At 65.2% G+C, this 26,892-nt stretch carries 22 protein-coding genes; 9 read left to right on the top strand and 13 right to left on the bottom strand.

Annotated elements, in window-relative coordinates; genetic code table 11:
* The 8 genes from AC5IJH_RS13845 to AC5IJH_RS13810 form a co-directional block, all read right to left on the bottom strand.
* Nucleotides 1-296 (bottom strand): sugar phosphate nucleotidyltransferase (locus tag AC5IJH_RS13845; protein WP_491903412.1); only part of this gene is annotated, 296 nt, incomplete at its 3' end.
* Nucleotides 293-1,423: a dTDP-glucose 4,6-dehydratase gene (gene rfbB, locus AC5IJH_RS13840; protein WP_491903411.1), complete on the bottom strand. Its 1,131-nt coding sequence runs from the start codon at nt 1,421-1,423 to the stop codon at nt 293-295. The genes rfbB and AC5IJH_RS13845, both read right to left, overlap by 4 nt.
* 30 nt (nt 1,424-1,453) lie before the next feature.
* Nucleotides 1,454-1,996: a dTDP-4-dehydrorhamnose 3,5-epimerase gene (gene rfbC / locus AC5IJH_RS13835; protein ID WP_491903410.1), complete on the bottom strand. Its 543-nt coding sequence runs from the start codon at nt 1,994-1,996 to the stop codon at nt 1,454-1,456.
* A gap of 4 nt (nt 1,997-2,000) precedes the next feature.
* Complete coding sequence (rfbD, locus tag AC5IJH_RS13830; RefSeq protein WP_491903409.1) at nt 2,001-2,870, bottom strand: dTDP-4-dehydrorhamnose reductase; 870 nt, start codon at nt 2,868-2,870, stop codon at nt 2,001-2,003.
* 28 nt (nt 2,871-2,898) lie between these two features.
* A complete protein-coding gene (locus tag AC5IJH_RS13825; protein WP_491903408.1) occupies nt 2,899-4,074 on the bottom strand; it encodes an SLBB domain-containing protein in 1,176 nt (391 codons plus the stop codon).
* Nucleotides 4,058-6,343: a GumC family protein gene (locus AC5IJH_RS13820; protein ID WP_491903407.1), complete on the bottom strand. Its 2,286-nt coding sequence runs from the start codon at nt 6,341-6,343 to the stop codon at nt 4,058-4,060. Before AC5IJH_RS13820 ends, AC5IJH_RS13825 begins: the two co-directional genes overlap by 17 nt.
* Before the next feature lie 139 nt (nt 6,344-6,482).
* Nucleotides 6,483-7,328 carry a glycosyltransferase family 2 protein gene (locus AC5IJH_RS13815; protein WP_491903406.1) on the bottom strand — a complete coding sequence of 282 codons (846 nt, stop codon included), beginning with the start codon at nt 7,326-7,328 and terminating at the stop codon, nt 6,483-6,485.
* Complete coding sequence (locus AC5IJH_RS13810) at nt 7,325-8,581, bottom strand: glycosyltransferase family 4 protein (RefSeq protein ID WP_491903405.1); 1,257 nt, start codon at nt 8,579-8,581, stop codon at nt 7,325-7,327. The genes AC5IJH_RS13815 and AC5IJH_RS13810 overlap by 4 nt, the downstream gene beginning before the upstream one ends.
* Nucleotides 8,582-8,756: 175 nt before the next feature.
* On the opposite strand from AC5IJH_RS13810, the gene AC5IJH_RS13805 reads away from it, so the two are divergent.
* A complete protein-coding gene (locus AC5IJH_RS13805; protein WP_491903404.1) occupies nt 8,757-9,371 on the top strand; it encodes a hypothetical protein in 615 nt (204 codons plus the stop codon).
* A gap of 43 nt (nt 9,372-9,414) precedes the next feature.
* Here AC5IJH_RS13805 and AC5IJH_RS13800 read toward each other — a convergent pair whose 3' ends face one another.
* Complete coding sequence (locus AC5IJH_RS13800) at nt 9,415-11,292, bottom strand: hypothetical protein (protein WP_491903403.1); 1,878 nt, start codon at nt 11,290-11,292, stop codon at nt 9,415-9,417.
* Between the two features lie 181 nt (nt 11,293-11,473).
* On the opposite strand from AC5IJH_RS13800, the gene thiO reads away from it, so the two are divergent.
* Together thiO and AC5IJH_RS13790 are read left to right on the top strand one after the other, a co-directional pair.
* Nucleotides 11,474-12,568: a glycine oxidase ThiO gene (gene thiO / locus AC5IJH_RS13795; protein WP_491903402.1), complete on the top strand. Its 1,095-nt coding sequence runs from the start codon at nt 11,474-11,476 to the stop codon at nt 12,566-12,568.
* A 176-nt stretch (nt 12,569-12,744) separates the two neighbouring features.
* Nucleotides 12,745-13,878, top strand: coding sequence for a citrate synthase (locus AC5IJH_RS13790; RefSeq protein ID WP_491903401.1), 1,134 nt, complete (start codon nt 12,745-12,747; stop codon nt 13,876-13,878).
* A 70-nt stretch (nt 13,879-13,948) separates the two neighbouring features.
* Here AC5IJH_RS13790 and AC5IJH_RS13785 read toward each other — a convergent pair whose 3' ends face one another.
* The gene (locus AC5IJH_RS13785; RefSeq protein ID WP_491903400.1) at nt 13,949-14,530 is read right to left on the bottom strand and encodes a DinB family protein; all 582 of its coding nucleotides are present in this window, start codon (nt 14,528-14,530) and stop codon (nt 13,949-13,951) included.
* A 120-nt stretch (nt 14,531-14,650) separates the two neighbouring features.
* Here AC5IJH_RS13785 and AC5IJH_RS13780 point away from each other — a divergent pair, with 120 nt between their 5' ends.
* Both AC5IJH_RS13780 and mnmA read left to right on the top strand, forming a co-directional pair.
* Entirely contained in the window at nt 14,651-15,844 is a 1,194-nt protein-coding gene (locus AC5IJH_RS13780; RefSeq protein ID WP_491903399.1) for a cysteine desulfurase family protein, read from the top strand.
* On the top strand, nt 15,841-17,028 hold the full coding sequence (mnmA, locus tag AC5IJH_RS13775) for a tRNA 2-thiouridine(34) synthase MnmA (protein WP_491903398.1): 1,188 nt from the start codon (nt 15,841-15,843) through the stop codon (nt 17,026-17,028). The genes AC5IJH_RS13780 and mnmA overlap by 4 nt, the downstream gene beginning before the upstream one ends.
* Nucleotides 17,029-17,035: 7 nt before the next feature.
* Here mnmA and AC5IJH_RS13770 read toward each other — a convergent pair whose 3' ends face one another.
* Together AC5IJH_RS13770 and AC5IJH_RS13765 are read right to left on the bottom strand one after the other, a co-directional pair.
* Nucleotides 17,036-17,677: a hypothetical protein gene (locus AC5IJH_RS13770; RefSeq protein WP_491903397.1), complete on the bottom strand. Its 642-nt coding sequence runs from the start codon at nt 17,675-17,677 to the stop codon at nt 17,036-17,038.
* 79 nt (nt 17,678-17,756) lie between these two features.
* Nucleotides 17,757-18,185: a YtxH domain-containing protein gene (locus AC5IJH_RS13765; protein ID WP_491903396.1), complete on the bottom strand. Its 429-nt coding sequence runs from the start codon at nt 18,183-18,185 to the stop codon at nt 17,757-17,759.
* Between the two features lie 327 nt (nt 18,186-18,512).
* Between AC5IJH_RS13765 and AC5IJH_RS13760 the strand changes: the two genes are divergently transcribed.
* Together AC5IJH_RS13760 and AC5IJH_RS13755 are read left to right on the top strand one after the other, a co-directional pair.
* Entirely contained in the window at nt 18,513-18,986 is a 474-nt protein-coding gene (locus AC5IJH_RS13760; RefSeq protein WP_491903395.1) for a BON domain-containing protein, read from the top strand.
* The gene (locus AC5IJH_RS13755) at nt 18,955-19,641 is read left to right on the top strand and encodes a hypothetical protein (protein ID WP_491903394.1); all 687 of its coding nucleotides are present in this window, start codon (nt 18,955-18,957) and stop codon (nt 19,639-19,641) included. The genes AC5IJH_RS13760 and AC5IJH_RS13755 overlap by 32 nt, the downstream gene beginning before the upstream one ends.
* A gap of 151 nt (nt 19,642-19,792) precedes the next feature.
* On the opposite strand, the gene AC5IJH_RS13750 is transcribed toward AC5IJH_RS13755, so the two are convergent.
* Complete coding sequence (locus AC5IJH_RS13750) at nt 19,793-23,413, bottom strand: protease pro-enzyme activation domain-containing protein (protein ID WP_491903393.1); 3,621 nt, start codon at nt 23,411-23,413, stop codon at nt 19,793-19,795.
* A gap of 384 nt (nt 23,414-23,797) precedes the next feature.
* On the opposite strand from AC5IJH_RS13750, the gene AC5IJH_RS13745 reads away from it, so the two are divergent.
* Both AC5IJH_RS13745 and AC5IJH_RS13740 read left to right on the top strand, forming a co-directional pair.
* On the top strand, nt 23,798-25,339 hold the full coding sequence (locus AC5IJH_RS13745) for a M16 family metallopeptidase (RefSeq protein WP_491903392.1): 1,542 nt from the start codon (nt 23,798-23,800) through the stop codon (nt 25,337-25,339).
* Between the two features lie 8 nt (nt 25,340-25,347).
* Entirely contained in the window at nt 25,348-26,856 is a 1,509-nt protein-coding gene (locus tag AC5IJH_RS13740; protein WP_491903391.1) for a M16 family metallopeptidase, read from the top strand.
* Nucleotides 26,857-26,892: the final 36 nt, after the last annotated feature.

The raw sequence follows: 26,892 nt of genomic DNA, 5'->3' as shown, positions 1-26,892 counted from the left end.
CCAGCGGCGAAGCTTTCGCCGATCAGAAAGGCCTGTGCAAGGCCTTCCGGCCGCGGCTGCTCAGCGTAGGCGATGGTGAGCCCCCACGAGCTGCCGTCGCCCAGCAGATCGCGGAAGCGCGGCAGATCATGGGGCGTCGAGATAATCAGGATGTCGCGGATCCCGGCCAGCATCAGCGTGCTGAGCGGGAAGTAAATCATCGGCTTGTCATAGACCGGCACCAGCTGCTTCGAAACAGCGAGCGTGACCGGATACAGCCGCGTGCCGGAGCCCCCGGCGAGGATGATGCCCTTCATCGCGACCGCCCTTCGCTGGCCCCGGCTGCAGCAGTCTCGCCGGCATCGGGCGTCGCGGTTCCGTCCGCGCGGGTGGTGTAGTTGCGGTCGATCCACTCCCGGTAGGCTCCAGTGGTGATGGCCTCGACCCACGGCATGTGTGCGAGATACCACTCGATGGTGCGACGCATGCCGGTAGCAAAGCTCTGCTCCGGCCGCCAGCCCAGTTCGCTCGTGATGCGCGCGCAGTCGATTGCGTAGCGGCGGTCATGGCCGGGGCGGTCCTGGACGTAGGTGATCAGTTCCCGGCGCGGGCGCGGCGCGGGCGCGAGCTCGTCGAGAATGTCACAGATGGCATGCACGACATCGATATTGGCCATCTCGTTCAAGCCGCCAACGTTGTAGGTCTCGCCCACGCGCCCACGGTCGAGCACGGTCGCGATCGCCGTGCAGTGGTCCACCACGTAGAGCCAGTCGCGCACATTCAGTCCGTCACCGTACACCGGCAGCGGCTTTCCATGAAGCGCGTTGAGAATCATCAGCGGTATCAGCTTCTCCGGAAACTGCAGCGGCCCGTAGTTGTTGGAGCAGTTGGTCGTGAGCGTGGGCAGTCCATAGGTGTGGTGATAAGCGCGCACCAGGTGGTCGCTCCCGGCCTTCGACGCGGAGTACGGACTGTTCGGACTGTACGGCGTCGTCTCCGAAAACGGTGGGTCGTCAGGCGCAAGCGAGCCGTAGACCTCGTCCGTCGAGACATGGAGGAAGCGGAAGCGCTCCTTTGCCGGTCCGGAGAGAGCACGCCAGTGCGCGAGTGCGGCGTCGAGCAGCCGAAAGGTGCCTACCACGTTGGTGAGCACGAAGGCTTCCGGGCCATGGATCGAGCGATCGACATGGCTCTCGGCCGCGAAGTGGACGATCGCGTCCGGCTGGTGCCGGCGCAGCAGCTCGCCCACGAGGTCCCGATCCTCGATGCTGCCGTGCGCGAAGGTGTAGCCCGCATGATCGGCGATGCTGGCCAGGCTCTGCGGATTGCCGGCGTAGGTCAGCTTGTCTAGGTTAATGACCTCGTCGCCAGCAGCAATGCGCGCCAGCACAAAATTTGCGCCGATGAAGCCGGCGCCGCCGGTCACCAGGAGACGACTACTCATGAACGTTCCTCATCGAATCAGGGCCGGCGATCAGGCGAACACCTCCGCTTCGAGCAGCGGCTTCCCGACTGCATCCTTTGCGGAGAGCGCGGGCGTGCCCGCATCGGGCCAGACGATACCGATGCTCGGATCGTTCCACAGGATGCTGCGCTCGCCGTCGGGCGCATAAAAGTCGGTCGCTTTGTAGAGAACCTCCGCGCTCGAGGAGAGCACGAGAAAGGCATGCCCGAAGCCGGCCGGTATCCAAAGCATGTGCTTGTTGTCTTCGGTCAAGATGTGACCGGTCCACTGGCCGAAGCTGGGTGAGCTGCGTCGCAGATCGACGGCCACATCGAAGATCTCACCACGTACGGTCCGCACGAGCTTTCCCTGCGGGCGGGTGAGCTGGTAGTGGATGCCGCGCAGCACACCGCGCTCCGAGCGCGAGTGATTGTCCTGCACAAAGCTGTCGTGAATCCCGAGCTCGGCAAAAGTGCGCTGGTTGTAGCTCTCGAGGAAGAAGCCCCGGCTGTCCTCGAACACGCGGGGCTCCAGCAGTTGAACCTCTTTCAGATCGGTATCGTGGATGCGCATAGGGTTATCGGGACGCGGTCGCTGCTGCCGTGGGTCGCGCGGCCATCACCGCATCGAGCTGGTCGTTCCAGTCGCGGAGGCGGAAGCCGAAGGTGCGTTCGAAGCGGCTGTTGTCGAGGAGCGAGTTGGCTGGTCGCGCGGCTGGCGTGGGGTAGTCGGACGTGGCGATAGGGATGAGGCGCGGCGCTGCACCACCCGCCGCGGCGAAGATCGCCCTGGCGAAGCCGAACCAGGTCGTCTCGCCCGCTGCCGTCATGTGATACACGCCCGGAATCGCGGGCTGCTCGAGCAAGCGCAGCGTGGCCTCGGCGATGGCGTCGGCCGAGGTGGGAGCGCCGTGCTGATCGGCGACGATGCGCAGTTCAGGGCGTTCCCCGCCCAGTCGCAGCATCGTCTTCAGGAAGTTCGCGCCGTGGTTGCTGTACACCCAGCTTGTGCGCAGGATGGCCGCATTCGCGCTCGTGGCGAGAATTGCCTGCTCACCAGCAAGCTTCGACGCACCGTAAGCATTGCGTGGCCCGGTTGGATCTTCTTCGGCGTAAGGCGTCGGCTTGGTGCCATCAAATACGTAATCGGTTGAGTAGTGAATCAGCCGCGCACCCAGGGCAGCCGCCGTCTCGGCCATCGCCGCCGGCGCATGCGCATTCACCGCGTAGCAGAGCTCGCACTCACTCTCTGCCTTGTCGACCGCGGTGTACGCTGCCGCATTCACGATCGCGTCCGGCTGTGCGTCCTCGATCACGCGGCGAACGCTCGCGGCGTCGGCCAGGTCACAATCGCTGCGGGTCGCCGGCATCCACGTCAGCCCGTCGCGCTCCCGTGCCAGCAATGCGTGGCCAACCTGTCCGTTGCTGCCGAAAAGAAGAACGCGCATGAATCCTTTCCAGTGAATGGGCGGGGCGCTAGAAGTTGCTGATCTTGTAGATGGCGTAGCCGGTCGCAGCGCCGATGCCCGCGTCCAGAGCGGCGAAGCTGTATTGACGAGCGAGACTGGTCGGCACGTAAAGAATGTCACCGTCCATCAGCAGCATGTCCGGGCCAGTTCCATAGAAGATGTGTCTCAGGTTCAGCTTCAGCTCTTCCCTTCCGGCGGCAGACCGACGGATCAGGCGAGCGTTGCTGAGGTTGGCAGTGCGTGTGGGACCACCCGCCAGCGCGATCGCATCAAGCAGGCTCAGCCGATTGTTATGCTCGACCTGGTACCCACCCGGCCGGGAAAGATCGCCGACGACGTAGATCACTCCCGAACGCGCGACGAAGATCAGGTCACCGGGCAGGATCTCCATGCGGCCCTGCTCGATCGACTCCGGTGTCTGCGCGCCTACGTTGAGCGTCACGTGGATGATGTTTTTTGGATCGGCCGCATGCACAATGCTGACCGTGCGCGATGCGCTCTCATTCAGACCACCGGCCTGAGTGATCGTGTCGAGCAGGGTGCGCCGTCCCGTCACGACGAAGATGCCCGGCGAGCGCACCTCGCCGCTGACCGTGATAGTGCGGCGGGTGTACTCGGCGACGAAGACGGTGACCTGCGGGTTCACCAGGAATCCGCCGTTCTTGTAACGCGCGCTCACTGCATCAGTGATCTCGGCCAGCGTGAGTCCATCCACATGAAGCAAGCCGGCGAGCGGCAGCAGGATGTCCCCCTTGGCATTCACGCGAAAGCGGCCAGAGAGCTCCGGTGTGTCGAAGACGACAACGTCGAGCAGGTCGCCGGGCTCAATCCTGGTGTTGGGGCTGGCCTGCGGAATATCGGCTCCGGTGCCGAACTGTCCTGTGCTGCTCACCATCGGTCCGGTGCCTGGTGCCGGTCCGAGCGGCGCACTGGGCGTTTGCTGCTGGCCATAGCCGGCAAACGGCGGGAAGCCGCCATTCGTACCCGGCGTGGTGCCAGAAGTTCCAGACTGCTGTGGGACGCCGATGGGGTCGGGCGAGACCTGCTGGCCCAGCGTCTGCGCGACCAGGGGAAGCGCCCCGAGACTCATCGCAAACGCGAACAGAAGGCGCGGTGTACATCGGAAGTTCACAGCGGGACGGGTGGGCATGGCGGTCGCGGAGCGCTTACTTGACCTCTTCATGCACAGTCTCGCTGGTATAGCCGTACCCGTACGTGTAGGGGCCGGAGTAGTTGTAGTAAGTGTCCTTGCGCATGTCGATATCGTTGACCACAGCGCCGAGCAGGTGAGCATTCACGCGGCGCAGCATCTCGCGAGTCCGCATCAGTGCCTTCTTCCGGGTGACGCCGGCGCGCACGACCAGCAACACGGCATCAGCGCGAGCAGCGGGCGCGAGCGAATCGGAGACGGCCAGGATGGGTGCCGTGTCGATAATCACGCGATCGTATTGCTCTGACCACTGGCGCATCATCTCTGCCATGCGGTGCGAGGCGAGCAGCTCTGCCGGATTCGGCGGCACCGCTCCCGCCGGCAGATAGGCCAGCGTGGGCACCTGTGCGAGCGGATGGAGGATGACGGAATCGTCGGTCTGCCGGCTGAGCAGATTGGTGAGCCCCTGCGCTGGCCGACGCAGGCCGAAGAGCAGGTGCAGAGTGCTGCGGCGCAGATCGGCATCGACGATGAGGACCCGCTCGCCGCGCTGGGCCAGCATGACGGCAATGTTCGCAGAGAGCGTTGACTTGCCCTCCGACATGAATGCACTCGTCACGACCAGCGCGCGCAGCGGGTTGTCGATCGCCGACAAGAGAATCGACGAGCGCAGGGCGCGATACGCCTCGGCCGTGGGTGAGGCTGGCGCCGTGATCGAGATCAGTCGGCGACGCTCGCCCGGCTCCTCGCCCATGGTCTCCTGCCGTCCGCGTGGCAGCGACTGGAAGTGCGGGATGGCGCCGATCGAGAGCAGACCGGAGAACAGCTCCACGTCGTCTGTAGTGCGCAAGGTGTCGTCGAGCGAATCGAAGATGAAGGCGCCGAGCACGCCGACCAGCAAGCCGAGCGCGCCCCAGATCATGACATTGGTCTGCACATCCGGCGAGACCGGGCCGAGCGGAAGCAGGGCGTCATCGATCACGTTCACGGATGCTGTATTGAGACCCGCGGCGAGGTTCGACTCCTTCAGCTTGAGCTGAAGCTGATCGTAGAGCTGCCGGCTTGACTCCGCGTCCTGCCGCAGCAGCGCGTACTGCGCCGCGCTGTCGTTGAGCTTGTAGGCCTCCTGCAACTGCCGGTCGACCTGGGCCTGCATCAGGTCGAGCGTGTGGGTCGCCGTGTCGTATTCGTCGCGGATGCGCTTCTGCACATTGTGCATCTCGACATCGATCTCGGACTGCACCCGTGCAGACTGATCGCGCAGTTCGCGCACGTGCGGATAATTCGGACCGTATTTGGTCGTGAGCTGCGTCAATTGCGCAGTCAGCGTGAGCAGTTCAGCACGCAGCGACACCAGCGTGCTGCTCGGGGCGACGGTGGCCACCATGTCCGGATCGTTCGACTGGGCCAGCCGGAGCTTGGCCTCACGCACGATGCGATCCGCCTGCGCGCCCGCCACCTGGGAGTTGCCACTGCGCAGCCGGTCGAGCTCCAGGCTCTCGCCCTGATTCGACCCCGGTGTCATCCCGATCAAGTTGTGCTGCTTCTGGTAGTCGGCGAGCCGGCCCTGCGCGTCCGTGGCCTGCTGCTTCAGCCCTTCCATCTCGGTCGCCAGCCAGCGCGTCACCCGACCTGTGCCAGCCATGTGCTGGTCCAGGCTCTGCTTCAGGTACACCTCGATCAATTTGTTCGGCACATCGCGCGCGACCTCGGGCCGCGGATCGAGAAAGGAGATGGCGATAATGTCTGTACCCGGTTCGGGCGCGATGCGAAGCCCTCCGCGCACGGCCCCGATCATGGCCTGCAATGTCGCTGGAGGAAAAGCATCCATACCGGCGTCCATGGGCAGGTGATCGAACGCGTTCGGGAATGGCCCGCGATGCACCTGCGAGAGTTCCTTGACGGTCGAGAAGACCACCTGATTGCTCTGCAGGCGCGCCACTTCGGTGGGCAGGCGCACGTCCTCGGACGACAGGCTCTGCTGGATCAGGTCGCTCAGCCCGACGTTCGTCTCAGATGGATTGAGATCGATCGTGGCGGTGCCCTGGTAGAGGGGAATGCGGGTCTTCGAGTAGATGTAGCCCAGCGTCAGGCTGACGAGCAGGCAGGCCAGGATCAGCCACTTCCACTTGAGCAGGATGCGACCGATGTCGGTAAGCGACAGGCCTTCCTTCGCTCCGCTGGGACCGAGCGGATGGTCCCCGTCGAAGCTGGCCGGCGCTAACTGTGGGATGTCCACCATCGATGGCGTCTCTGCGACGTCCCTTCTGAGAAGAGCGTAGCTCGTTCCCGGCTCGAGCATGGCGGCATTGTTTTTGCCTTCCGGCGCCTAAGGCACACGCCGGCCGCCTCGTGCTCTGCGGATGCCAGTTCCTCGATACTACCTCAGCAGTCCAAGGCTGCCCAAGCAACTTCATGCACCACAAAAGAGGCAGCGCGTTTCATCGCTCTCCGGCCCGCTCGCGCGCCGCCTGTGCGCGGAGCTCCCGCGTCTTCAGCACGATCATGTACTCGTAGATCGCCTGCAGTCGGGCGTAGGTCCAGCCGGCCTGGCCGTCCAGAAACGCCCGGCGGCCCAGCATCATGTACAGCCACTTCAGCGTGGGACGCGCTGGCATGCGGTAAAACAGGGCCTTCTGGTGCAGGCGTCGCTCGTGGAAATCCCGGGCAGTGAGCGCCGTCGCAAGCGATGGCCGTTCAAGTCCTCCCCCCTCCGCGATCAGCCTGGCTTCCATGGTCGAGTAGACGTCGTGCTTGCGCAGCCAGTGCCCGATCCCCTTCGAGAAGGGGTAGTGATCGAGCGGGGCCGCAAGCTCGCCGACGGCCCCGGCCACCTCCAGCACCTCGTTGACTTCGCGCGTGTACCGCGCCAGTTGCGGGCGCACCAGCCGGATGTACCAGGGCGAGATCTGCGCGTGGCGTAGCCACGTGTCCTGAAAGTAGTCGCGGCGACGAAGCCGGAACGCAGCAATGCCGGGATCGTCATGGCTGGCGACCCGCTCGATCTCCTCGCCAAGCGCCGGCGTGCAGCGCTCGTCCGCGTCCATCAGCAGCACCCACGGATGACGGAAGCGGAGCTGGTTGAGCGCGGCGTTGCGATGCGCGGCGTAGTTGTCGAAGACGCGCTGCGCCACGTGGGCTCCCAGCCCTTCTGCGATCGACACTGTCGCATCCGTGCTGTAGGAATCGAAGACGTGAACGTCATCCGACCACGACACCGAGGCCAGCGCGCCCGGCAGATCCTGTTCCTCGTTCCTGGTCAGGATGAGGATGGAGGCTGCGCTCATCGGCTCACGCTCTGTTGAGCGGTGTCGCCGGCGATCTCAGCGCCGTCGGCGGGAAAGCCCGGGACCAGCGCAGCCAACGCGGTGCGCAGACCAGCCACGTCCTGCTCAAAGCTGAAGTTTGCAATCCGCGCGAGCCCCTGCGCTCCAAGACGAGCCGCGCGGCCCGGCTCACCGAGAACGCGCACCAATGCGGCTGCAAGAGCTGGCACATCGCCGGTCGGAAAGACCGCGCCCGTCTCACCATCGATCACGAGGTCCTGCTGGCAGCCGACATCGGTCGACACCACACAGGCGCGCGCTGCATTCATCGCCTCGTTGACCACGAGACCCCAGGGCTCGTGCTCCGAGGGCAGCACGAACACGTCACAGAGATCGAGAAAGCGCGGCAGCTCGGTCTGATTGCGAAAACCGAGAAACTGCACGTCGCCGCTCTCGATTTGCGCTGCTGCCTGCTGCTCGAGCGCGCGCCGCTGCTCGCCGTCACCGACGATCAGCAGATAAGGCTTCGGCTCGGCCATGCTCGCGACCGCTTCGATCAGGTCGGCGCAGCGCTTGCGCGCTGTCAGCTTCGAGGCAAACAGCACGACCGGTCGTCCCGGTGAGAGGCCGAGATCGGCGCGCAGTGCTTCGCGCAGGGGCGCAGCAGCGCCGGCACGTTGCTGGAAGAAGTCGTTGTCCACGGCATAGGGCATGTGAAAGACCGGTATGTCGTCGCCAAGGTAGTGCCGCCAGTAGCGTGCGTTGGCCTTACCAATGGCGAGTACGCCGCTGACCTGGGGACGCAGCGTCGCGAAGAAGGCGCGCTTGGCGGCGAGCTTCGCGCCCGAGCGGACGCGGTCATCGAGCGTGGACTCGGCGCGCAGCAACAGCGGCCGGTGGAGCATGGCGGCGCTCGCGATCACGCGCAGGCTGTTTGCGGTGCTGTAGCCGTGGGTCCAGACCGCGTCGAAGCGGCCTTCGGAGAGGCGCGAGAAGATTCCGTGGTTCAGCGGCTGGGCAAAGCCGGGCTCGCGTCCCGCAGGCCGCAGAAGAGGCAGGAAGGACGAGCGGTAGCCCGCAAGCAGCGGGACATCCCACTCCACTTTCACTCCAAAGCCCTCATCGACGTAGCCCTGCACGGTGTGGCCGCTCGCGAAGAAGACCTCGAGCTCGAGGTCCGGCTCGGCGGCGATGCGACGCAGCAGGGGTGCCTGGTACTGGATGGGATGGCTGACGAAATACGCCAGGCGTAGGGGTCTTCGCCGATTGAACATAGGTGGCCAGCGTGGGTGATCCTACCATCCGGGCGCGACTGCCGGGCTCTACACCCTTTGTGGGTATTGGCCACGCGGGGAGGTGTGGTCTCATCGAGGCGCAGGCTTCTGTGAAGCAAGCCTTGCACAGCGCCGGATTGCTTTTCACGAGACAGCGCTAGAATGCAGGACAGCCGTGACTGAAGCGTACGAACCTTCCTCCTCTTCGGGGCTCAACCTGGCGCAGATCGACGAACCGGCAAACTTCGGCCGCATCGCGATCCGTGTGCTCGGGGCTCTGCTCCTCACATCCCTGATCGTGCTTGCGTGGCTGCGCTTCGAGCGAAAGACGCCGGCTGCTACTGGTGAGATTGCGCGCGTGTCGATCTTCCCCGTGCAGGCAAAAATCACTGGCGGGGCCGCGGGCACACCCGGCATGCAGGGACAGGACCAGTTCATCGACCAGATGCTGGTGCTGGCCCACGTGCGGCTGCACAACCCGAACCAGCAGCCGATCCGGCTGGAGGACGACTGGGCCGTGGTCACGCTGCCGGACGGCGAGACACGCCGCAGCTTAGCTGCGAACTCGAGCGACTTCGACAAGGTCTTCCTGGCCTACCCGCAGCTGGCACCCCTGCGGATGGAGCCGCTGCGCCGAGACACGGTCGTGCAGCCGGGGCAGACGGTCGATGGCTTGCTGGTGTTCAGCTATCCGCTCTCGCGCAAGGATTGGGACGCCCGCAAGTCGATGCAGGTCACGCTCTCACTCGACAATGCGAAAGACGTCACGCTGGTCGCGCCCCAAAGCTAGTCACGACCTACTCAGAGAACGTGCGGCCAGAGCGGAGGCCGGCTCACTGACGAGCCGGCTTCACGTATCCGTACACCTGCTGATCGGCGATGCGCAGGACCACCAGTTCGTACGCGCGGTTGGTCGCGGCATCGGAGAAGATGACCGGCGCGTTCACCTGCCCGTGCAGTTGGTAGCTGGCTGAGCCACTGTGCACCAGCAGTCCGTACGAGCCGTGGCCGGAATCCAGGCGATCGACCGTCACACCCAGGGTTGGTGCGACTCGGGTGACCAGCCCCTCCCGGGCGTGGAACTCCTCGAGCGGCACCTGACTGTGCCGCTGCAGGCTCTCCACCATCTCGATGTTCTGCGCCAGCGGGCTGACGTACGCACCGCTGCTGGTGGCGGTGTATTGTGTCGTATCCGGCGTCGCTGTCCGCGCCGCAGTCGTTCCGACCGGGGCCGGACTGCCTCCAACGGGCGTCGCACCGGCTCCAACCGTGAATGGCGCGTGATAAGGAGTGCTGGCCGTTGCAGGCGGCGTGGCTCCGCGCCCAGTGCTTCGTTCAGTGCGGGCGATCGTCGGAGTCGTGCCCGCATGCGGCACCGAGGGGCCCACGTAGAGCCCTGGATTCGGCGAAGCCTGGCTCGCTCCGCGATCGTCTGCAACGTGCCCAGGCTGGAAATTCGTCGGGTAGGGCGCCACGAGCTGAGGGTGGTACCCCGTTCGCACGGAACGTTCCCCCTGATGAACCATGGGTGGCGGGGTGGACTGGCCCGAGTTGAGCTGGGCTGCTGGAGCGGGCGCGCTCGATGGTTGCGCGGTTGTCGCCGGGTTCGAGGCCGCCGCGTCGGGAGTGTTCGCAGCCGAGTTCGAAGGAGCCGGTGCATTGGCAGGCTGGCTCGTCGCCACCGGGGGAACAGGTGCGTTCTGCGGCTTGTCGGGCGGAGGCACCAGGTCCTGCGCGTTCGACGGATGGGTGGTCGTGGGCAGTGGGCCCGTGCGTCTGGTCCGTGCGGCCGGGCCCAGGTTGTCGCGGTTCATCTGGTCCAGCGCATCCTCCAGCCGCTGGTTCTGCTGCTGCAACTGACTGACCGCCGCATCCTGATCGTGCATGCGGTCGCGCAGCGCTCCGCTCCACAGCAGCGCCCCGAGCGCCAGCACCGCAGCCGCGCCGGGCACAGCGAAGGTCATGAACGGAAAGTGGTGCTTCGGCTCGTCATCGAGCATGCTGCGCGAGCGGGTCGACAGGCGCGGCTCATAGTTCGAGCTGAGGCCCAGAATGCTGCCCGCGCGCACGGTTTCGTCGACGACCGGTGACGCCTCCGGGGCAGGCGCATCTTCAAAACGCACGTGGCGGAAGCGCATGTCGTCGAAGCGCAGCTCATCCACGCGCGGCTCGCCACGCAGCTCCTCAAATCGTGGGCCGCCGAGCTTGCGGAACGGCAGTTCGTCGCCGTAGACCGGCTGCGAGGCACGCTGTTGCGGCGCGGGCTGCGGCGGTGGAGGCGGCTGCTGCTGCTGTGGAGCGGGCGGATCGGACGGACGCGTCGGGGGCTTGCGAGGCTCTGGCCGGGCGGGAGCGGCGGCCGCGCGTAGGTCCGGTGCGGCGCTCGGCGGAGCGGTTGGGCTTGCGGCGGCTGGCGCTTCCGTGACGGACGGAATCACGACAGAGGGAACTTCGTCCGACGGACCCGCGGGGGCTGCCGGCTGGATGTGCTCCGTGATACGAGTCCGGCCTGGGAGGCGCACCGGGGCTTCGGGCTCGGGCGCGGGCGCGGTTGCTGCGGGCATCTCCTCAACGCTGGCAGACGATGGTGCAGGAGCCGCAAACGCTGTTGCCGGTTCGCGCGGGGGGGCGGCAGGCGTGCGGGTCGGACGCTCTTCCTGCACCTCTTCGAGGGCGGGAAGCTCCGGCATTCGGGCGCCTAACTGTCGCATGCGGTCAACCTCTCTCCTTAGGAGATGGCAGCAGCCCGCCGGACGGATGGTCGCGGGAAGTGCTGGTGCAGTCCTTGACGATCCCGGCTCCCTTTTGAGAGCAGCCAGGGCACGGTTTGTGTGGGTCGCTAGTCAGTTAACCCAGAGATTACCTCTGTTGACATCCCGCTACAATCGAAACGTGGATCGACCTCAACAGGTCGCGATTGCCGGGGCGGGCATCGTGGGACTCGCCTGTGCGCTGGCGCTGCGCCGGCGCGGCATCGCAGTCACCCTGTTGGAAGCCGGAACCGCGATGCGGGAGGCCTCCTGGGCGGCGGGCGGCATGCTGGCCGTCGCAGATCCAGAGAACCCCCTGGCTTTACAGCCACTTAGCCGCTACAGCCGCGCTCTCTACGACCGTTTCCTGGATGAAATTGCTGTGTATTCAGGGCATCGCGTGGGCTATCGCACCCGCCAGACCCTGCAAATGGTGTCTGCCCACCATGCCCCGAGTGAGACGGCCCGCGTCCTCACAGGCGTGGAGGCCAGTGCGCTGGTGCCCGGCGTCGGTGCGCCGCCGCAGGGTCGTCAGTTCTGGCTGCTTGAAGAAGCCAGCCTCGATCCGCGCGATCTCTGCGCCGCACTGCCTGTGGCAGCCCGGGCCGCTGGTGTGGTGATCGAGGAGCAGACCCCGGTCCAGGCGATCGAACAGACGGAGCACGGCGTGCGCCTGCTGACGGCACGCGGCGCGTATGCCGCCGATGTTTTCCTTAACTGTGCAGGTGCGTGGTCCGCGATGCTGGATCCGGACCTGCCCATTGCCCCGCGCAAGGGACAGATGTTGACCGTCCAGCAGAGTGAGGGTGCGCTGCTCGACACTGTACTTCGCTCGGCGGATGTGTACCTGATTCCTCGAGGCGATGGGCGCATTGCCATCGGCGCGACCGTCGAGGATGCGGGGTTCTCAAAGACAGTGGAGCCGGATGCGCTCGAGCGCTTGCGAAGCCGCGCCGCCGAGCTCTTCCCTGCCATCCGCAGCGCGCGGTCCGTCGAGAGCTGGGCGGGGTTGCGGCCCGGATCTGCGGACGACCTGCCAGTGCTCGACCGACTCAGCCCGCGCGTGTTCACAGCAACGGGACACTACCGCAACGGCATCCTGCTGGCGCCAGGCACGGCAGAGGCGATGGCTGACCTGATCTGCGGCGTTCCCCCGGTAGTCGATCTCACGCCGTTTCGTGCACACCGCAAGCCGCTCCGCGCGTCATGTGACAAGCACTTTGCGGCTGCGCTATAAACGAAGGTTCAAACGATCGAGCCGCAGAGCGCCTGTGCTGAAAGGCGCGGCAGCGCATCTCCTTACAAGAGAGACGCGATGGAAACAAGAGACGCGGCGGCGAATCAGCAGACAACCAGGGCAGCGTGACTGAGCAGAGCGAGCGCGACCCGCACGAGCATTTGGGGGAGAGACGGATGGCAACGGCTGTGGCAACGAAGGGTCTGGAAGGGGTAGTCGCGACCACATCCGGCATCTGCTGGATCGATGGCGATGCGGGCGTGCTTGCCTATCGCGGCATCGACATCCACACGCTGGCGGAGCAGTCCAACTTCGAGGAAATCACCTACCTGCTCTGGCATGGTCAGCTGCCCAATGCAGCGGAGCTTGCGGCGTTCCGCAAGGAACTCGCGCAGGCGCGACATCTCGATCCAAAGATCATCGACCTGCTGCGCTCGTTCCCCAAGGCGGCGACGCCGATGCAGGTGCTGCGCACGGCTGTCTCCGCCCTGAGCTGCTATGACGCCGACGAGGCCGAGAACACGCACGAGGCGAACGTGCGCAAGAGCTTCCGGCTGACCTCGCAGATCGCGATGATCGTCGCGCTCTATGACCGTATCCGTAAGGGCAAGCCGCTCGTCGAAGCCGATCCCTCACTGTCGCACGCCGGCAATTTCCTCTGGATGCTGAACGGCGAGAAGCCATCCGAGACCGCGACGCGCACCATGGACGTCGCGCTGATCCTGCACGCGGATCACGAGCTGAATGCCTCGACGTTTGCCGCGCGTGTGATCGCCGCGACGCTGTCTGATATTCACTCCGCCATCACGGGCGCGATCGGCGCACTGAAGGGCCCGCTGCACGGCGGGGCTAACGAAGCCGTCATGCGCATGCTTTTCGCGATCGACAAGGCAGGCGAAGACCCGGTCGAACATGTGCGTGGCATGCTCGCGGCCAAGCAGAAGGTCTCCGGCTTCGGTCATCGGGTGTACCACACCGAAGATCCGCGGGCCACGCACCTCCGGCGCATGAGCGAGGCGCTGGGCAAGTCGTCAAACAATCCGAAGTGGTTCGACATGTCGCGTCGCATTGAGCTGTTCATCCTCGAAGAAAAGAAGCTGAACGCGAATGTCGACTTCTACTCCGCCTCGACCTACACGACGCTGGGCATCGACATCGATCTGTTCACGCCCATTTTCGCAGTGAGCCGGATCGCGGGCTGGGCCGCACACGTCATCGAGCAGATTGACAACAACCGCCTGATCCGGCCACGTGCGGACTACATCGGACCGGAGTACCCGGCCGCGTACACGCCGATCGAGAAGCGCTGAGCGTACCCACAAACAACGAGGGCGCAGCCGTGTGGCTGCGCCCTTTGTCGTCCATAAAGCTTCGGCGAGCTTACTTCTGGCTTGCCGGCGGCACGATGTTGTTCATGCGCAGGTATTCGACCATCTGGCCGTAGTGATCCATCGAATGGTACAGGAACAGACTGGCCGCCCCGGCACGCGTCATCTTTTCTTCGCCGCTGCCCACCTCGACAAATGCATTCTCGGGGGTGATGGTGGCCATGGCTTTGTTTGCGTACGCGAAAGAATCCTTCAGCGCCGCCAGGAGTTCTTCCCTGCTGGCCAGGCTCTTGATCTTGGCGCTATCCATCGCGCCCGGGACACCAAAACCTGAGAAAAAGTAGTAATTCGCGCCGATCACATGCTGCACCTGCTGACCGTATGTCCGAACACCGTCGAACTTGCCGTTGCTGGGCGCAAAGCCGTACTTGTCGGCCGGCATCGCCTCGGCGGCGCTGAGGAACTCCTTCTCAACTCCTGCGGCCATGCCGCTGTAAACCGTAGCGGGAGATTGCTTGGCGCCTACGGCAGCAGACTTCCCTGCCCCACCCCCCATTTGCGCCTGTGTCGCGGGCAAAGCACAACAACCGAGCGCGAGGGCCAGACAACAAGCCCGAATCTGATTCCTGTTCATAGCTGAGAACGACCTCCTGTGCACAACGGCACCGCGGACGAGAGTAGCAGAGTGCAGGTTGATCGTGAGCACGCAGGCCCTCGAGCGCGCTACTGGCCCCGGCGTAAACTGATGACAGCCATGCGCCGCGTGTATATGGACGCGAATGCCACGACCTCACTCGCCCCCGAGGTCTTTGCGGCGATGCGTCCCTGGTTCACCGACCAGTTCGGGAATGCGTCCTCCATTCACTTCCACGGGCAGCGGGCGCGCGCCGCGGTCGAGCGGGCTCGTGAGCAGGTCGCAAAGCTGCTCCACTGCCGGCCGGCCGAGGTCATCTTCACCAGCGGCGGTACGGAAGGCGACAACCTGGCGCTGACCGGGCTGCTGACGCCGGGTGGGCACCTGATCACCAGCGCGATTGAGCACCACGCGGTGCTGCACATGGCCGAGCGCCTGCGCGACCGCGGCTTCGAGGTCACGTTCCTGCCAGTGGGTGCAGCGGGCGTGGTCGATCCGGACGATGTGCGCCGGGCTCTGCGGCCGAATACGCAATTGATCAGCGTGATGATGGCGAACAACGAGATCGGCACGCTGCAGCCAGTAGCCGAGATCGGCAAGCTGGCGCGCGAAGCGGACGTCTACTTCCACACCGATGCGGTGCAGGCGGTGGGCAAGGTGCCGATCGATGTAACCGCGATCGGCTGTGATCTGCTGACCATCACGGCGCATAAGTTCCATGGTCCTCAGGGCGTGGGCGCCCTGTACGTGCGGCGGGGCACGCATCCGGAGCCACTGTTTTTCGGCGGTCCGCAGGAGCGGCAGCGGCGCGCGGGCACCGAAAATTTACCTGGCATCGTTGGCCTTGGGATAGCTGCCGGAATGGCCGCGGATTTCGTCGCGAGCGGCGGGCCGGCGCGGGTCGCGGCTCTGCGCGACCGGCTGGAACGCGAGATCCTGGCGCGTGTTGACGAAGCAGGCGTCTACGGAGGCGAGGCTCCGCGCGTGCCGAACACGACCAACATTTGGTTCGATCATCTTGAAGGCGAAGCGCTGGTGATCGCACTCGATCTGAAGGGACTGGCGCTCTCGGGCGGGTCGGCCTGCATGTCCGGCGCGACGGAGCCATCGCACGTGTTGACCGCGATGGGGATCCTTCCGGAGCGCGCGCGGGCGAGCCTTCGCTTCAGCCTCGATACGGAAGCGACCGACGCCGATGTGGACTTTGCCATTGAGTTAGTGCCCGCCGCGGTGGAGCGTCTGCGGGAGCTTTCGCCGGTGTACAGCAAGAGCGGCGACCCGGTCGCGGCCCTTTGCGCTAGAGAGAATCGATGACAGTAGCAGTGACAGATACGACGGCAGACGCATGGACAGTCGACGCGCGACTCAAGGGCGCTGCACCGCGCACGATCGCCGTCGCGATGTCGGGCGGGGTCGACTCGTCCGCAGTGGCGGCCATGCTGCAAGCGGAGGGGCACACCTTGGTGGGGCTCACGATGCAGCTCTGGAACCAGCGTCGGCTGGCCGGGCGCGAGGGCATGCCGGAAGAGGTGCAGGGGCGCTGCTGCTCCATTGACGACGTGTACGACGCACGTCGCGTGGCCGAACGGCTTGGCATTCCCTACTACCTGGTGAATCAGCAGGAGCGCTTCGAGCGCGATGTGGTAAAGCCGTTCGTGGCGGAGTACCTGGCCGGGCGCACACCGATTCCCTGCAGCCTGTGCAACAACCACCTGAAGTTCGACCAGCTGCTGCTGACCGCGCGGCAGATCGGCGCGGAGTTGATCGCGACCGGCCACTACGCGCGCAATGAGTACGACGCGGCGAGCGGCCGCTGGCTGCTGAAGCGCCCCGTGGACCACGCGAAGGACCAGACCTATTTCCTGTTCGGGCTAACGCAGGAGCAGCTTGCGCACACGATCTTCCCGCTTGGCGGCTACACCAAGCCAGAGGTGCGGGAGCAGGCGCGCACATTCGATCTCGGCATCGCCAGCAAGCCGGATTCGCAGGAGATCTGCTTTATTCCAGGTGGCGATTACAAGCGCTTTATCGATGCGTATCTGGACGAACAGGGCGAGCCGGTGCCCGACACGCGGGGCGAGATCGTGACTACATCAGGCACGCTTGCCGGCCACCACGAGGGGATTCACCAGTTCACTGTAGGCCAGCGCAAGGGACTGAAGGTTGCGTCGCCTGTGCCGCTGTATGTGCTCTCGATTCATCCGGAGAGCCACAACGTGACGGTCGGGAGCGAGGATGAACTGCTCAGCCGCACGCTGATTGCGAACCGGCTGAACTGGATCGCAATTGCTGATCTGCGCGAGCCGATGCGCGTCGAAGTGAAGGTGCGCCATCGCCATGAGCCCGCGGCTGCCACGCTGGTGAAAACTGGCGCGGACGAGGTGACCGCGACCTTTGACGAACCCGTGCGGGCGATCACGCCAGGCCAGGCTGCTGTGTTCTACCAAGGTGATGTGGTGGTCGGCGGCGGGTGGATTCCAGCCTCCCGCCGCGACTGAGCTCGGTCTACTGGTACTCGGGGGGCTGAACTTCGACGTCCACCGTGTGCACGATCGCCGTCGTATGGGCGTGCTTGCCGTTGCGATAGCTGTGCTGCACGCGATCGCGCCGGAAGAAGGTGTTCACACCCGTGCGCAGACCGTCCAGAACACCGCCAATGTGACGAATCGGAGCCGTAATTCCCTCCTGCACTGCTGACGTCGCATAGCCTATGCCGTTCAGCGTGCTGGACACGATGTGATCCACGCGCGCGGCCTGCTGGTGCGTGCGATCGACCACATCATTCACCTGCACAGAGATATGCTGCGTCTCTTCGCGCAGCTTGTCGCTGATCTCCGATGCATTTGTAGCGATGTTCTTGATCTTCGGCGACAGATCATCTACGAGTGAGCGGATCTTCGGCGACAGATCCTCGACGAGCGAGCGAATCTTGGGGCTGACATCGTCCACCAGCTTGCGGGCCTGCACGGCCATGGGCCCGATCTGCGGCGCGACGTGCGTCTCGTACTGTTCGATGAGTCCGTGCACCTTCTTGCGGGTCTTCATAGCGGCGATGGCGACGCCGACCAACGCGACAATCAGGATGAGAACGCCAATCCCGATGACGATAGTGAGAGCGAGCAGTACGGCAACTAACGGATCGTGCATCTTTGCCACTTCCTGAAGAAAGATCGCGAGCGGTGCGGCGGCGGATGACCACCGCACCTGGCCCGTTTACTGCACGCTGCTATGTGGTGCGGTAGGCCTGCTGACCGGCTTCGACCGCGTTGGAAATGCGCTCCGCCTGATCACTCGACGCGTTCTTGACGGAGTCGGTCGCGTCCTGCGCTGCCGAGGTCGCCTTGTCAATGTGATCCGACACTGCATCCCGTCCGCGATCGACGTACTGGCTCCACTGCGCGCGCCCACGATCGACGGCGTCCTTGCCGCGATCGACGTATTCATTGAGCTGATCGCGGCTGCGTTCGGTCATATCGCTGACCTTGTCAGCGGCATCGCGCGAACGCTGCTTCACGTACTCTGTGCCTTCGCGGGCGCTGTTCGCCAGCTCATCCCGTGTCTCTTGCCCGGGCTTCGGTGCGTAGAGCACCCCCGCGGCTGCGCCAATCCCCAACCCCACTAGAAACCAGCCAAAACCACTGCGTTCAGAGGACATGCTTGTATCTCCTTCTACGCTGCTCGTCGCGTCACAGCGGAGCAGCGCGGGTATCTCCCGTGGCAATTTCCGCTGCGTCTTTGTTTAGCTAGATGCCCGGCTCAGGGTATCTGCTGCCAAACCGGCCCCCTCATCGTCTCATGGAAGCTGGAGTTGCCCGCCCGCGGCGGTCGCGGCAGGCAGCAGAGCAGAGATAGCAAAGTAATTTCCCCAGGGCGGGGGCAGGTTGACAAAAACTTGCGCGACTTTCTTCCTCACCCGCGTTCACAATAGGGACGATGGCGTCAGAAAGCGCTGCCGCCGCGAAAGGATCAGGACTATATGGTGATGCGACATGGAACCCGTGCCCTGCAGGCCGGCCTGCTGGCAGGCTCTCTGCTTGTGGCTTCGGGGTGCAAACAGAGCTCGCCGCCGAGCAACAATGAGACGCCGGCGACCTCTCCCTCTTCGATGGCCACCGCACCCGCGCAGCGGACGGACCAGGACCTGGCCAACGATATTCAGTCCCGGATCAACGCCGAGTCGGCGCTGAACGGGCAGAACATCCAGGTCAGCGTGAACAACGGTATGGCCACGCTCAACGGCTCCGTCAACAATGACGCGGCACGCGCCCTCGCGGCTGCCGATTCGGGCGGCGTCAACGGCATCCGGACGGTGGTGAACAACCTGACGGTTGCCCCGCAGCGCGCCACACGGGAACCCGCGCCAGCCCCGGTGGAACGCAAGCGCCGCGATCGTGAGCGCGAGGAGACGCCAAAGCAGACGGCCAGTGCGCCCCCCCCCGCCGGCGCAGGCAAATGAGCCGGTGCGCACCGTACCCGCCACGCCTCCGAAGCCAGCGGCTCCCGTATCCCGCACGGTTACTGTTGCCTCCGGAACGTCGCTGCCCATTCGCCTCGCGGATGCGCTCGACAGCGCCACTACACAGCAGGGGCAGACGGTCCACGGCACGTTGGCGGCGGACATCATTGCCGACAACATGATCGCCATCCCGCGCGGAACGACGGTGACCGGCCGCGTGGTCGACGCCAAGGACGCAGCGCACTTCAGCGGCAGTTCAGTGCTCTCCGTGGAGATGACGCAGGTGGACCTGAAGGGCAATCCCCTGCAGATCTCGACTGCAGCGTTCACGCAGCAGGGCAAGGGGCGGGGCAAGAACACTGCGGTGAAGACCGGTGGCGGCGCGGCCCTGGGCGCGATCATCGGCGCTATTGCAGGTGGCGGCAAGGGCGCGGCCATCGGCGCTGCTTCGGGCGGCGGCCTGGGCGCCGGTGTGAATGCAGTGACGCGCGGCGAGCAGGTGAAGATTCCCGCAGAGACGCTGATCAACTTTCGGCTGCAGTCGCCGCTGTCGGTGACCACCAGCCGGTCAGCGAACGGTGCTGGCGTGCGGACCTTCAACGACGACAACAGCAATGGGGACAATAACCAGCCGCAGCAAGACCAGCAGCAGTAAAGCGCGAGCGGCATGAAGGGGCGGTCACTCCAACGAGTGGCCGCCCTTTTTCTTGGCGTAGCGGAACTGCGCGGGTGGGCTGGCAGACAGATTGAGCAGCAACAACAAGGGCCGTCCCTGTGGACGGCCCTTCTCGTCTAGTGCGAGTGAACTACTGGACGCTGACTGCGACCATCGTGGTCTGGGTGACACTGCCGCTGGTCGCGGTCACGGTCACGGTGTAGTTGCCGGCCGGCGTCGTGCCGGAACCACCACCCCCACCCCCGCCGCTGCTACCGCCACCGCAGCCGGCCAGGCCCAGCGCGCTGACAAAGAGCACGAGGCCGAGCATGCGCTGCCAGTTGCGGCGCCGCCCGGGGATGCCGAAGAGCAGCAGGCCGGCCAGGGTGACGCCGCCTGCGGCGTACCAGGTGCCGCGAGGCGCGGTGGCCGGGTTCGCCGGCAGATGCAACGCGGCCCTGCCGGAGCCTGTGCCGACGGTGAGGACATCGGTGACCGCACTGCTACCCAGGGTGACGGTGGCCTTGGCCAGCGAGCAGGTGGGCAGCGGCGTCCCCGTGCCGGTCACAGAGCAGGTGAGGTTGACCGTGCCGGTGAAGCCGGACTGCGGTGTGACGCTGATGGTGCTGGTGCCGCTGGCGCCGCGTGAGATCGCGAGTGTGGCGCCTGCTGCGGTCACGGCGAAGGACGGCGTGGCGCTTGCAGTGCCGCCGTTGTAGTTGCCGTCGCCGCTGTAGCTGATGCTGGCGAAGGCCCCTGCTCCGGGGATGGTCGCCTGCGTCACGGCGCCTTGGTTCGTGTTGACCACAGCCAGGTTGGCGGTCCCGACGGTTGCGCCGGCGCTATTGAGCAGCGCGACGGTGCCCGTCGGCAGCGAGAAGCCGGGGTTGAAGAAGAGATTGCCCGCGACCGGGTCCACCTCGACCACCGTGGCGCCGCTAGAGTTGACGCCACTATTGATGGTGACGCTGTTCTTCACAATGGTAAAGGCGACCGCGGTGGCGCTGCTGCCGGTAAAGCTGGGATCACCAGAGTAGGTGGCTGACACCGAGTAGTTGCCCGGTGGGTAGGCGAGGTTCTGCTGGTTGGGAATCTCGGCTATTCCGTCGCTGTCGATCGGCACACCCGGAGCATTCAGCGCCCGCGAGCTGGACAGAAAAGAGACCGTCCCAGTGGCGTGAGCTGCGTAAGTCGCAGTGGCGGGCAATGTGGAGGACACCGGCTGCGCAGCCACGGACACGTACGTGCCGTAGGGGATGCCGCCAGCGCTCGAGGCGCTGCTGCCCTGGCCTGTGGAAGAGTCGAAGACCCGGGCGAAGAGGCCAAGCTGGCTGGGCTCCGGCGTGACCGTGACGTTAACGCCGTTTGACACGCTGCCGCCGAAGATGCCGTCCCCAGCATAGTTGGCCGTGACCGCGTACGTGCCGCCCGGCAGGTAGGGATAGCTGCCGGTCACCGTGCCGTTGCTCAGGGTGAGAATAGACGGCGAGGGGGTCGAGCCGCTGACGGGCGAGATCACCGAGTTCGGGGCGCTGGTGCCAGCCTCCAGGGCGACCGAGCCGGTTGGCGTGCCGCCACTGCTCGTCACGGCGACACCAATGTTCACCGCTGTGCCGTGCTGGATCGTAATTGGGGAGGTCGCGCCATTCAGGGAGAGCGCAGTGCTGGTCGGCCTGAAGCTGATCGCGGTCCAGTTCTGTACCAGTTGAGCCACGTCAACGCTGCCCAGACCAGTGGCCTCATCGTAGCCGGCACCGGCGTCAAAGCCGGTCAGAAAGCCATTTGCGCCGCAGTTCAACGACCCCGCGCTGCAGACCACAGAGATGTTGCCGGTGGTGACGTCGTGGAAGACAGAGGCATGCTGAGCGGCGAGCGGATACAAGGTGAAGTTGGCCTGGCCTAGACGCACTGGGCCGCCGCCCGCCTGCAACTGCTGTGTGACCAGGGCGAGCACGCCTGCAAAGGCTGGGGCGGAGGCCGAGGTACCGCCGACAAGCTGGAAGTTGATCCCGCTCCCATTGTTCACGCAATCGGTGCCGGATGTCTCGCGCCCGAGACCGGATGCGCAGATAACCCAGGCTGAGTCATGGCCACCATTCGCGGCGAAGAGCGAGACATCCGGCAGTGTGCGCGTTGGATTGGAGCCCGTCTGCCAGCTCGGCTTTGCGTACGCGTCCTTGCAACCGGTGAGATTGCCGTTCGTGTCGAAGGTTCCGGTGAGGCAGCCGCTGGCGCCGCCACCGGCTCCGTCGATCCGCGTCTGGCTGTTCTTATCGCGGGTCGGGGAGTTGCCGCTAAGGCCGCCTATGGTCGTGGTCGAGTTGTTCCAGGGGATCTCCGGGATGTAGCTCTTCGCGCTTCCGTAGTTGGCGGCGTTTGTGGTGTTCCAGTACGTGCCCTCGTTGCTGATGGTCTGGTTGAAATCTGTGCCACCAACCGCAATGTTGTAGGGGGTCGAGGCCAGGCCATTCACCTGCAGTCCGAGGGTCGCGGTCTGGGCGTCTGCGCTGTCGCAGCCTGCCGCGCCACTGTCGCCGGTCGAGACAGTCACCGAGATGCCCTGCGCAGCCGCCTGCTGCCAGTAGTTCAGGACCTGCTGGTTGCCGGCTGTTCCCTGGAACGCCTCGCACGCGCCGAAGCTGACGTTCAGGATGTTGACCTGGTTGTCGTCGAGCGCGCGCTGGATGGCGAGGAAGAGGCCATCCTGGAAGGTGGTGGCCTGGGATATGTAGAGGTCGAGCCTGGCCTGCGGCGCAATCGCGCTCGCCATTTCCAGATCGAGCAGTGCCTCGATCGCGTTATCGCCCAGAACGCCCGGATCCGTCCCGTCGACGATCACGCTCGGGGTAAGCGGCGGCAGGCCGAACAGATTCCGGTAGTTCGCCACATTGGTCACGTCGACATTCGACGTGCCGGCAATACCGATAGTGACGCCGCTGCCAGTGAGCGATGTGCCGTGGAACGCCGGATTCAGGGATGCGTTCGGCACGTCGTAAATGGTGGCCGCGTCCGCGGGAACGAGATAGTGTCCGCCGCTCGATGTGTTCAGCTCGGGCGAGCCGACCGGCCGGATGGTGAGCGCGTGGGGATTGCTGGACGTCGGAGCGGGTGTGCCGACGGCCGCACGCGGCGCGGAGTGCATGGGCCGTGCGCGGAAGTCGTTCAGCGGCGACAGACCGGCCACCACCGGCTTGAGCGCGGCCGGGATCTTCGGATTGGTTACGTTTGCGACATGGTTGACGCCGTCGAGCTCAAAACTGTGGATGCGGGTCGCAAACGCGCTTTCGATCTGCGCGGCTGTGCCGGAGAACTCGATTGCTGTCTTTGCCGCATTCACGCGGGCCACGGCGAAGCCCTGCGACTGGAGCCAGGCGACCACGGCCTGCACATCCGAGTCGGCGGGCCCGAACTGCGCGCCGAACTGCGACGGCGTCATCCATTGGTGATATTCGGGATTGCCGGGCGTGTGGACGTCCGTGATGAAGGTTTCGAGCGCCGACTCCTGCTCGGGCGAGCGCTGCAGCAGGAGCTGGACGCGGCTGGCCGGCGTACCGGCAGAGACCTCGCCAAGATCGCGAGCGCGGGCCGGCAGGTGGCGCACGTTGCCCTCAAGCGTGATCCGCTGCTGATTGTTAACAGGCTGCATGATGCGCGGGGCTGGTGGGGCCACCGGGCCCGACGCGAGAGCCACCGCGGGCGCGACCAGCAGGCCAAACGAAAGGAGCGAGCGGAAGGGCCGGGTGCGGGTCAGTCGCGGCAAGGGAAAAGTCATAGCAGTCCTGAATCCTTCTGATTCACGCCGTTGGGGCTTCTCCCGCTGTTCCGGGTCAGGCCGTATCGGCGTGGTGTCGAGCGCATGGGTCGAGCAGGTCCGCTTCGCGCCGCGCGGCTCATTATCCACGAGCCATGTGAATCCGCGCTATTGCGGGTTTCCGTCCCACACACTTCGGTATGCACTTTCGCTTCGTTTGACACCATGGAGGCCCCCGGATAGCTTCGGGGTAGTTTGATCCAGGGCACCGCTCGCATCTCCAGACACGCTTTTCGGCTACGTGTTTCGGTGGGTGCAGAGATTCCCTCGGAGGAGGTTCGGTTGGCTGAGTCGTTCCCGTTTCGGTTACGTCCGTCACGCTCGCGGATGCGGCGCGCATGGTGCATGCTTCCCCTGGTCGCGGCCATGCCGCTGGTCGCGACGGCGCAGGCGCAGCCCTCAACAACCAAGCCGGACCTGGCGCAGGAAGAGCTGGCGCGGTTCGAGAAGCGGGTGACGGTGAAGGTGCTGCCGAACGGGCTGACCATGCTGGTCATCGAGCGGCCGGAGGCGCCGGTCTTCTCCTTTTACACGCTCGTGGACGCGGGCGATGCGAACGATCCAAGCGGACAGTCCGGGCTGGCGCACATGTTCGAGCACCTCGCCTTCAAGGGCACGGAAGAGATCGGGACGACGAACTGGCCCGCGGAAAAGGTGGCGCTCGCGAAGGTGGAGCAGACCTATGCCGCGTACGACCGCGAACTGCGCAAGCGCGTGGGCCGCGATCCGGAGAAGCTGAAGCAGCTTCGTGCAGACTTCGACGCGGCGCGCAAGGACGCACAGCAGTATGTGGTTCCGAACCAGTTCACGGAGATCGCCGAACAGAACGGCGCTACCGGCATCAACGCGTCGACGTCGCTGGACGAGACGAACTACTTCTGGAGCATGCCGGCGAACCGGCTTGAGTTGTGGGCGTACATGGAGAGCGGGCGCATCGGCCACCCTGTGCCGCGCGAGTTCTACAAGGAACGCGACGTGGTGCAGGAGGAGCGGCGCATGCGCGTGGATTCCAGCCCGATCGGACGCATGATCGAGCAGTTCCTGGCGACCGCCTATGTCGCGCATCCGTACGGCCGCCCCGGTGTGGGCTGGGAGTCCGAGCTGTCGCAGATCACAGCGACCGAGGCCAGCGACTTTCATCGCACCTACTACGCGCCCTCAAACATGGTGATCGCGGTCGCTGGCGACGTGAAGCCGGATACGGCGATGCCGCTGCTCGAAAAGTACTTTGCCCCCATTCCCTCCGGACCCCAGCCAGAGCCGATGACCACGGTCGAGCCGGCGCAGACTGTCGAGAAGTCGGTCGTGATTCGCGAGGCGACGCAGCCTTTTTATCTCGAGGGCTACCACCGCGGCGATTATCTCGACCCCGATGATCAGGTGTTCGACGCGATCACGGATATTCTCTCGAACGGCCGGGTATCGCGCCTCTATCGCTCGCTGGTGCGCGATCAGCGGATCGCCGCGGTGGCTGAGGGGTTCAGCGGCTTTCCCGGCAACAAGTATCCGGGACTGTTCGCTTTCTTTGCCGTGCCGCTGCCCGGCCATACCCCGGAGCAGATGCGCACGGCGATCCACAAGGAGATTGAGCGCCTGAAGACCTCCGATGTCACCGATGACGAGCTGGCCATGTTCAAGACGCGGGCGCGGGTCGGGCTGCTGCGCTCGCTCAACGACAATGAGGGGCTCGCGCAGGCGCTGGCCACCTACCAGTTGCGCTACGGCGACTGGCGCGAGCTCTTCCGCCAGCTTGCGAAGATCGACAAGGTCTCGAAGGGAGACATTCGCCGCGTGTCGAACAAGGTGTTCACGGAGGGCAATCGCACCTCCGCAGTGATCGAAACAGTGGCGCCCGCCGGCGCTCCGGCGAAGGCAGGTGGCCAGTGAAGCGACTCATGACGCTGACTCTTCTGGCCGCCGTTGCAGCGGGCGCGCAGACCACTCCGTCGACTCCAGCCACGCAACAGGCGCAGCCGTGGAAGCAGATTCCCATCCCCGCGCTGCCGGCCTTCCACCCGCAGCAGCCGAAGCGCATCGTGCTTGAGAACGGCGTCGTCATCCTGCTCGAAGAGGATCATGAGCTGCCCTTCATCGATGGCTTTATCGAGCTGCGCGGCGGCGGCCGCAACGTTCCCGCCCCAAAGACGGGTTTGGTCGAGCTGTACGGCGACACCTGGCGCACCAGCGGGACGGCAGCGCTCTCCGGCGATGCGATGGACGATGTGCTCGAGGCGAAGGCCGCGAAGGTAGAGACCTCGGGCGATTTGGACTCCACCAGCCTGAGCTGGTCGTGCCTGAAGACGGACTTCGACCCGGTCTTTCACATGGCAGCAGATCTGCTGCTGCATCCGAAGTTCGAGCCCGGCAAGCTGGAGCTCGCCAAGCAGCAGACGGCCACAGCGATCGTGCGGCGCAACGACGATGCGGGCCAGATCGCCGAGCGCGAGGCAGCGCGGCTCACCTACGGCGCGGACAGCCCCTACGGGCGCACGCCGGAGCTGGCGCAGGTGATGAGCGTGACCGTGGCAGACCTCGAGCAGTTTCACCAGCAGACGGTGATCCCGAACGGCATGATCATCGGCGTGACCGGCGACTTCGACAGCGCGGCCATGGAGCAGACGCTGCGTTCGGCGTTCGGCGGCCTGAAGAAGGGCACGCCCCTGCCGCAGCCGAAGGAGAGCTTCCGAGGGCCGGCACCGGGCGTGTACTCGGTCGATAAGGCCGACGTCAACCAGAGCAACATCTGGATCGTGGGCATCGGCACGGAGCGCTCGAATCCTGACTATTACGCGCTCAGCGTGATGAACCAGGTCTTCTCCGGCGGCTTCGGCTCGCGCCTGTTCCAGAACGTACGCACGCGGCTTGGACTGGCCTACTCGGTGGGTGGGGCGTACGGAGCGGACTATGACCATCCTGGCATCTTCTACACCGTAGCTGCGACCAAGAGCGCGAGCACAGTGGACGCGACCAAGGCGATGCTCGAGCAGATCAACGATCTGAAGACCCAGCCCTTCACGGACGTGGAGCTGCGTCGGGCCAAGGACGCCTTGCTGAACTCGTTTGTGTTCCGCTACGCCACGCCAGAGAAGGTGCTGGCGGAGCGGGCCGCGCTCGAGTTCTACGGCTACCCCGCCGACTTTCTCGAGCGCTATCGCACCGCCATCGAAAAGGTGACAACCGCGGATCTCGAGCGCGTCGCGAAGCAATATGTCGATGCATCGAAGCTGGCCGTGCTGGTGGTGGGCAACACGCAGCAGATGGCTGCGGGCACGTCGGGAACGGCGGGCAAGCCGCTCAGCGATCTGGGGCAGGTGCACCCGATCGATATCACCATCCCGATACCGCCGGGCATGCGCGGCGGCGCGGAAGCTGCAGGCGGCGAGGGCGGACCCCCCAGCCAGTAGCGGGCTGTATCCGTCGCAGTTACTTCAAACCAGAGG

The sequence above is a fragment of the Candidatus Dedyshia acidiphila genome, from assembly GCF_051025295.1.
Lineage (GTDB): Bacteria > Acidobacteriota > Terriglobia > Terriglobales > Acidobacteriaceae > KBS-83.
The sequence above is the reverse complement of the archived record's forward strand: the minus strand, read 5'-3'. Positions and strand labels throughout refer to the sequence as shown.

Coding starts and splice junctions, on each gene's coding strand:
- rfbB (WP_491903411.1), bottom strand. CDS start 1,423: ATGAGTAGTCGTCTCCTGGTGACCGGCGGCGCCGGCTTCATCGGCGCA.
- rfbC (WP_491903410.1), bottom strand. CDS start 1,996: ATGCGCATCCACGATACCGATCTGAAAGAGGTTCAACTGCTGGAGCCC.
- rfbD (WP_491903409.1), bottom strand. CDS start 2,870: ATGCGCGTTCTTCTTTTCGGCAGCAACGGACAGGTTGGCCACGCATTG.
- AC5IJH_RS13825 (WP_491903408.1), bottom strand. CDS start 4,074: ATGAAGAGGTCAAGTAAGCGCTCCGCGACCGCCATGCCCACCCGTCCC.
- AC5IJH_RS13820 (WP_491903407.1), bottom strand. CDS start 6,343: ATGCTCGAGCCGGGAACGAGCTACGCTCTTCTCAGAAGGGACGTCGCA.
- AC5IJH_RS13815 (WP_491903406.1), bottom strand. CDS start 7,328: ATGAGCGCAGCCTCCATCCTCATCCTGACCAGGAACGAGGAACAGGAT.
- AC5IJH_RS13810 (WP_491903405.1), bottom strand. CDS start 8,581: ATGTTCAATCGGCGAAGACCCCTACGCCTGGCGTATTTCGTCAGCCAT.
- AC5IJH_RS13800 (WP_491903403.1), bottom strand. CDS start 11,292: ATGCGACAGTTAGGCGCCCGAATGCCGGAGCTTCCCGCCCTCGAAGAG.
- AC5IJH_RS13790 (WP_491903401.1), top strand. CDS start 12,745: ATGGCAACGGCTGTGGCAACGAAGGGTCTGGAAGGGGTAGTCGCGACC.
- AC5IJH_RS13785 (WP_491903400.1), bottom strand. CDS start 14,530: ATGAACAGGAATCAGATTCGGGCTTGTTGTCTGGCCCTCGCGCTCGGT.
- AC5IJH_RS13780 (WP_491903399.1), top strand. CDS start 14,651: ATGCGCCGCGTGTATATGGACGCGAATGCCACGACCTCACTCGCCCCC.
- mnmA (WP_491903398.1), top strand. CDS start 15,841: ATGACAGTAGCAGTGACAGATACGACGGCAGACGCATGGACAGTCGAC.
- AC5IJH_RS13770 (WP_491903397.1), bottom strand. CDS start 17,677: ATGCACGATCCGTTAGTTGCCGTACTGCTCGCTCTCACTATCGTCATC.
- AC5IJH_RS13765 (WP_491903396.1), bottom strand. CDS start 18,185: ATGTCCTCTGAACGCAGTGGTTTTGGCTGGTTTCTAGTGGGGTTGGGG.
- AC5IJH_RS13760 (WP_491903395.1), top strand. CDS start 18,513: ATGCGACATGGAACCCGTGCCCTGCAGGCCGGCCTGCTGGCAGGCTCT.
- AC5IJH_RS13750 (WP_491903393.1), bottom strand. CDS start 23,413: ATGACTTTTCCCTTGCCGCGACTGACCCGCACCCGGCCCTTCCGCTCG.
- AC5IJH_RS13745 (WP_491903392.1), top strand. CDS start 23,798: ATGCTTCCCCTGGTCGCGGCCATGCCGCTGGTCGCGACGGCGCAGGCG.
- AC5IJH_RS13740 (WP_491903391.1), top strand. CDS start 25,348: ATGACGCTGACTCTTCTGGCCGCCGTTGCAGCGGGCGCGCAGACCACT.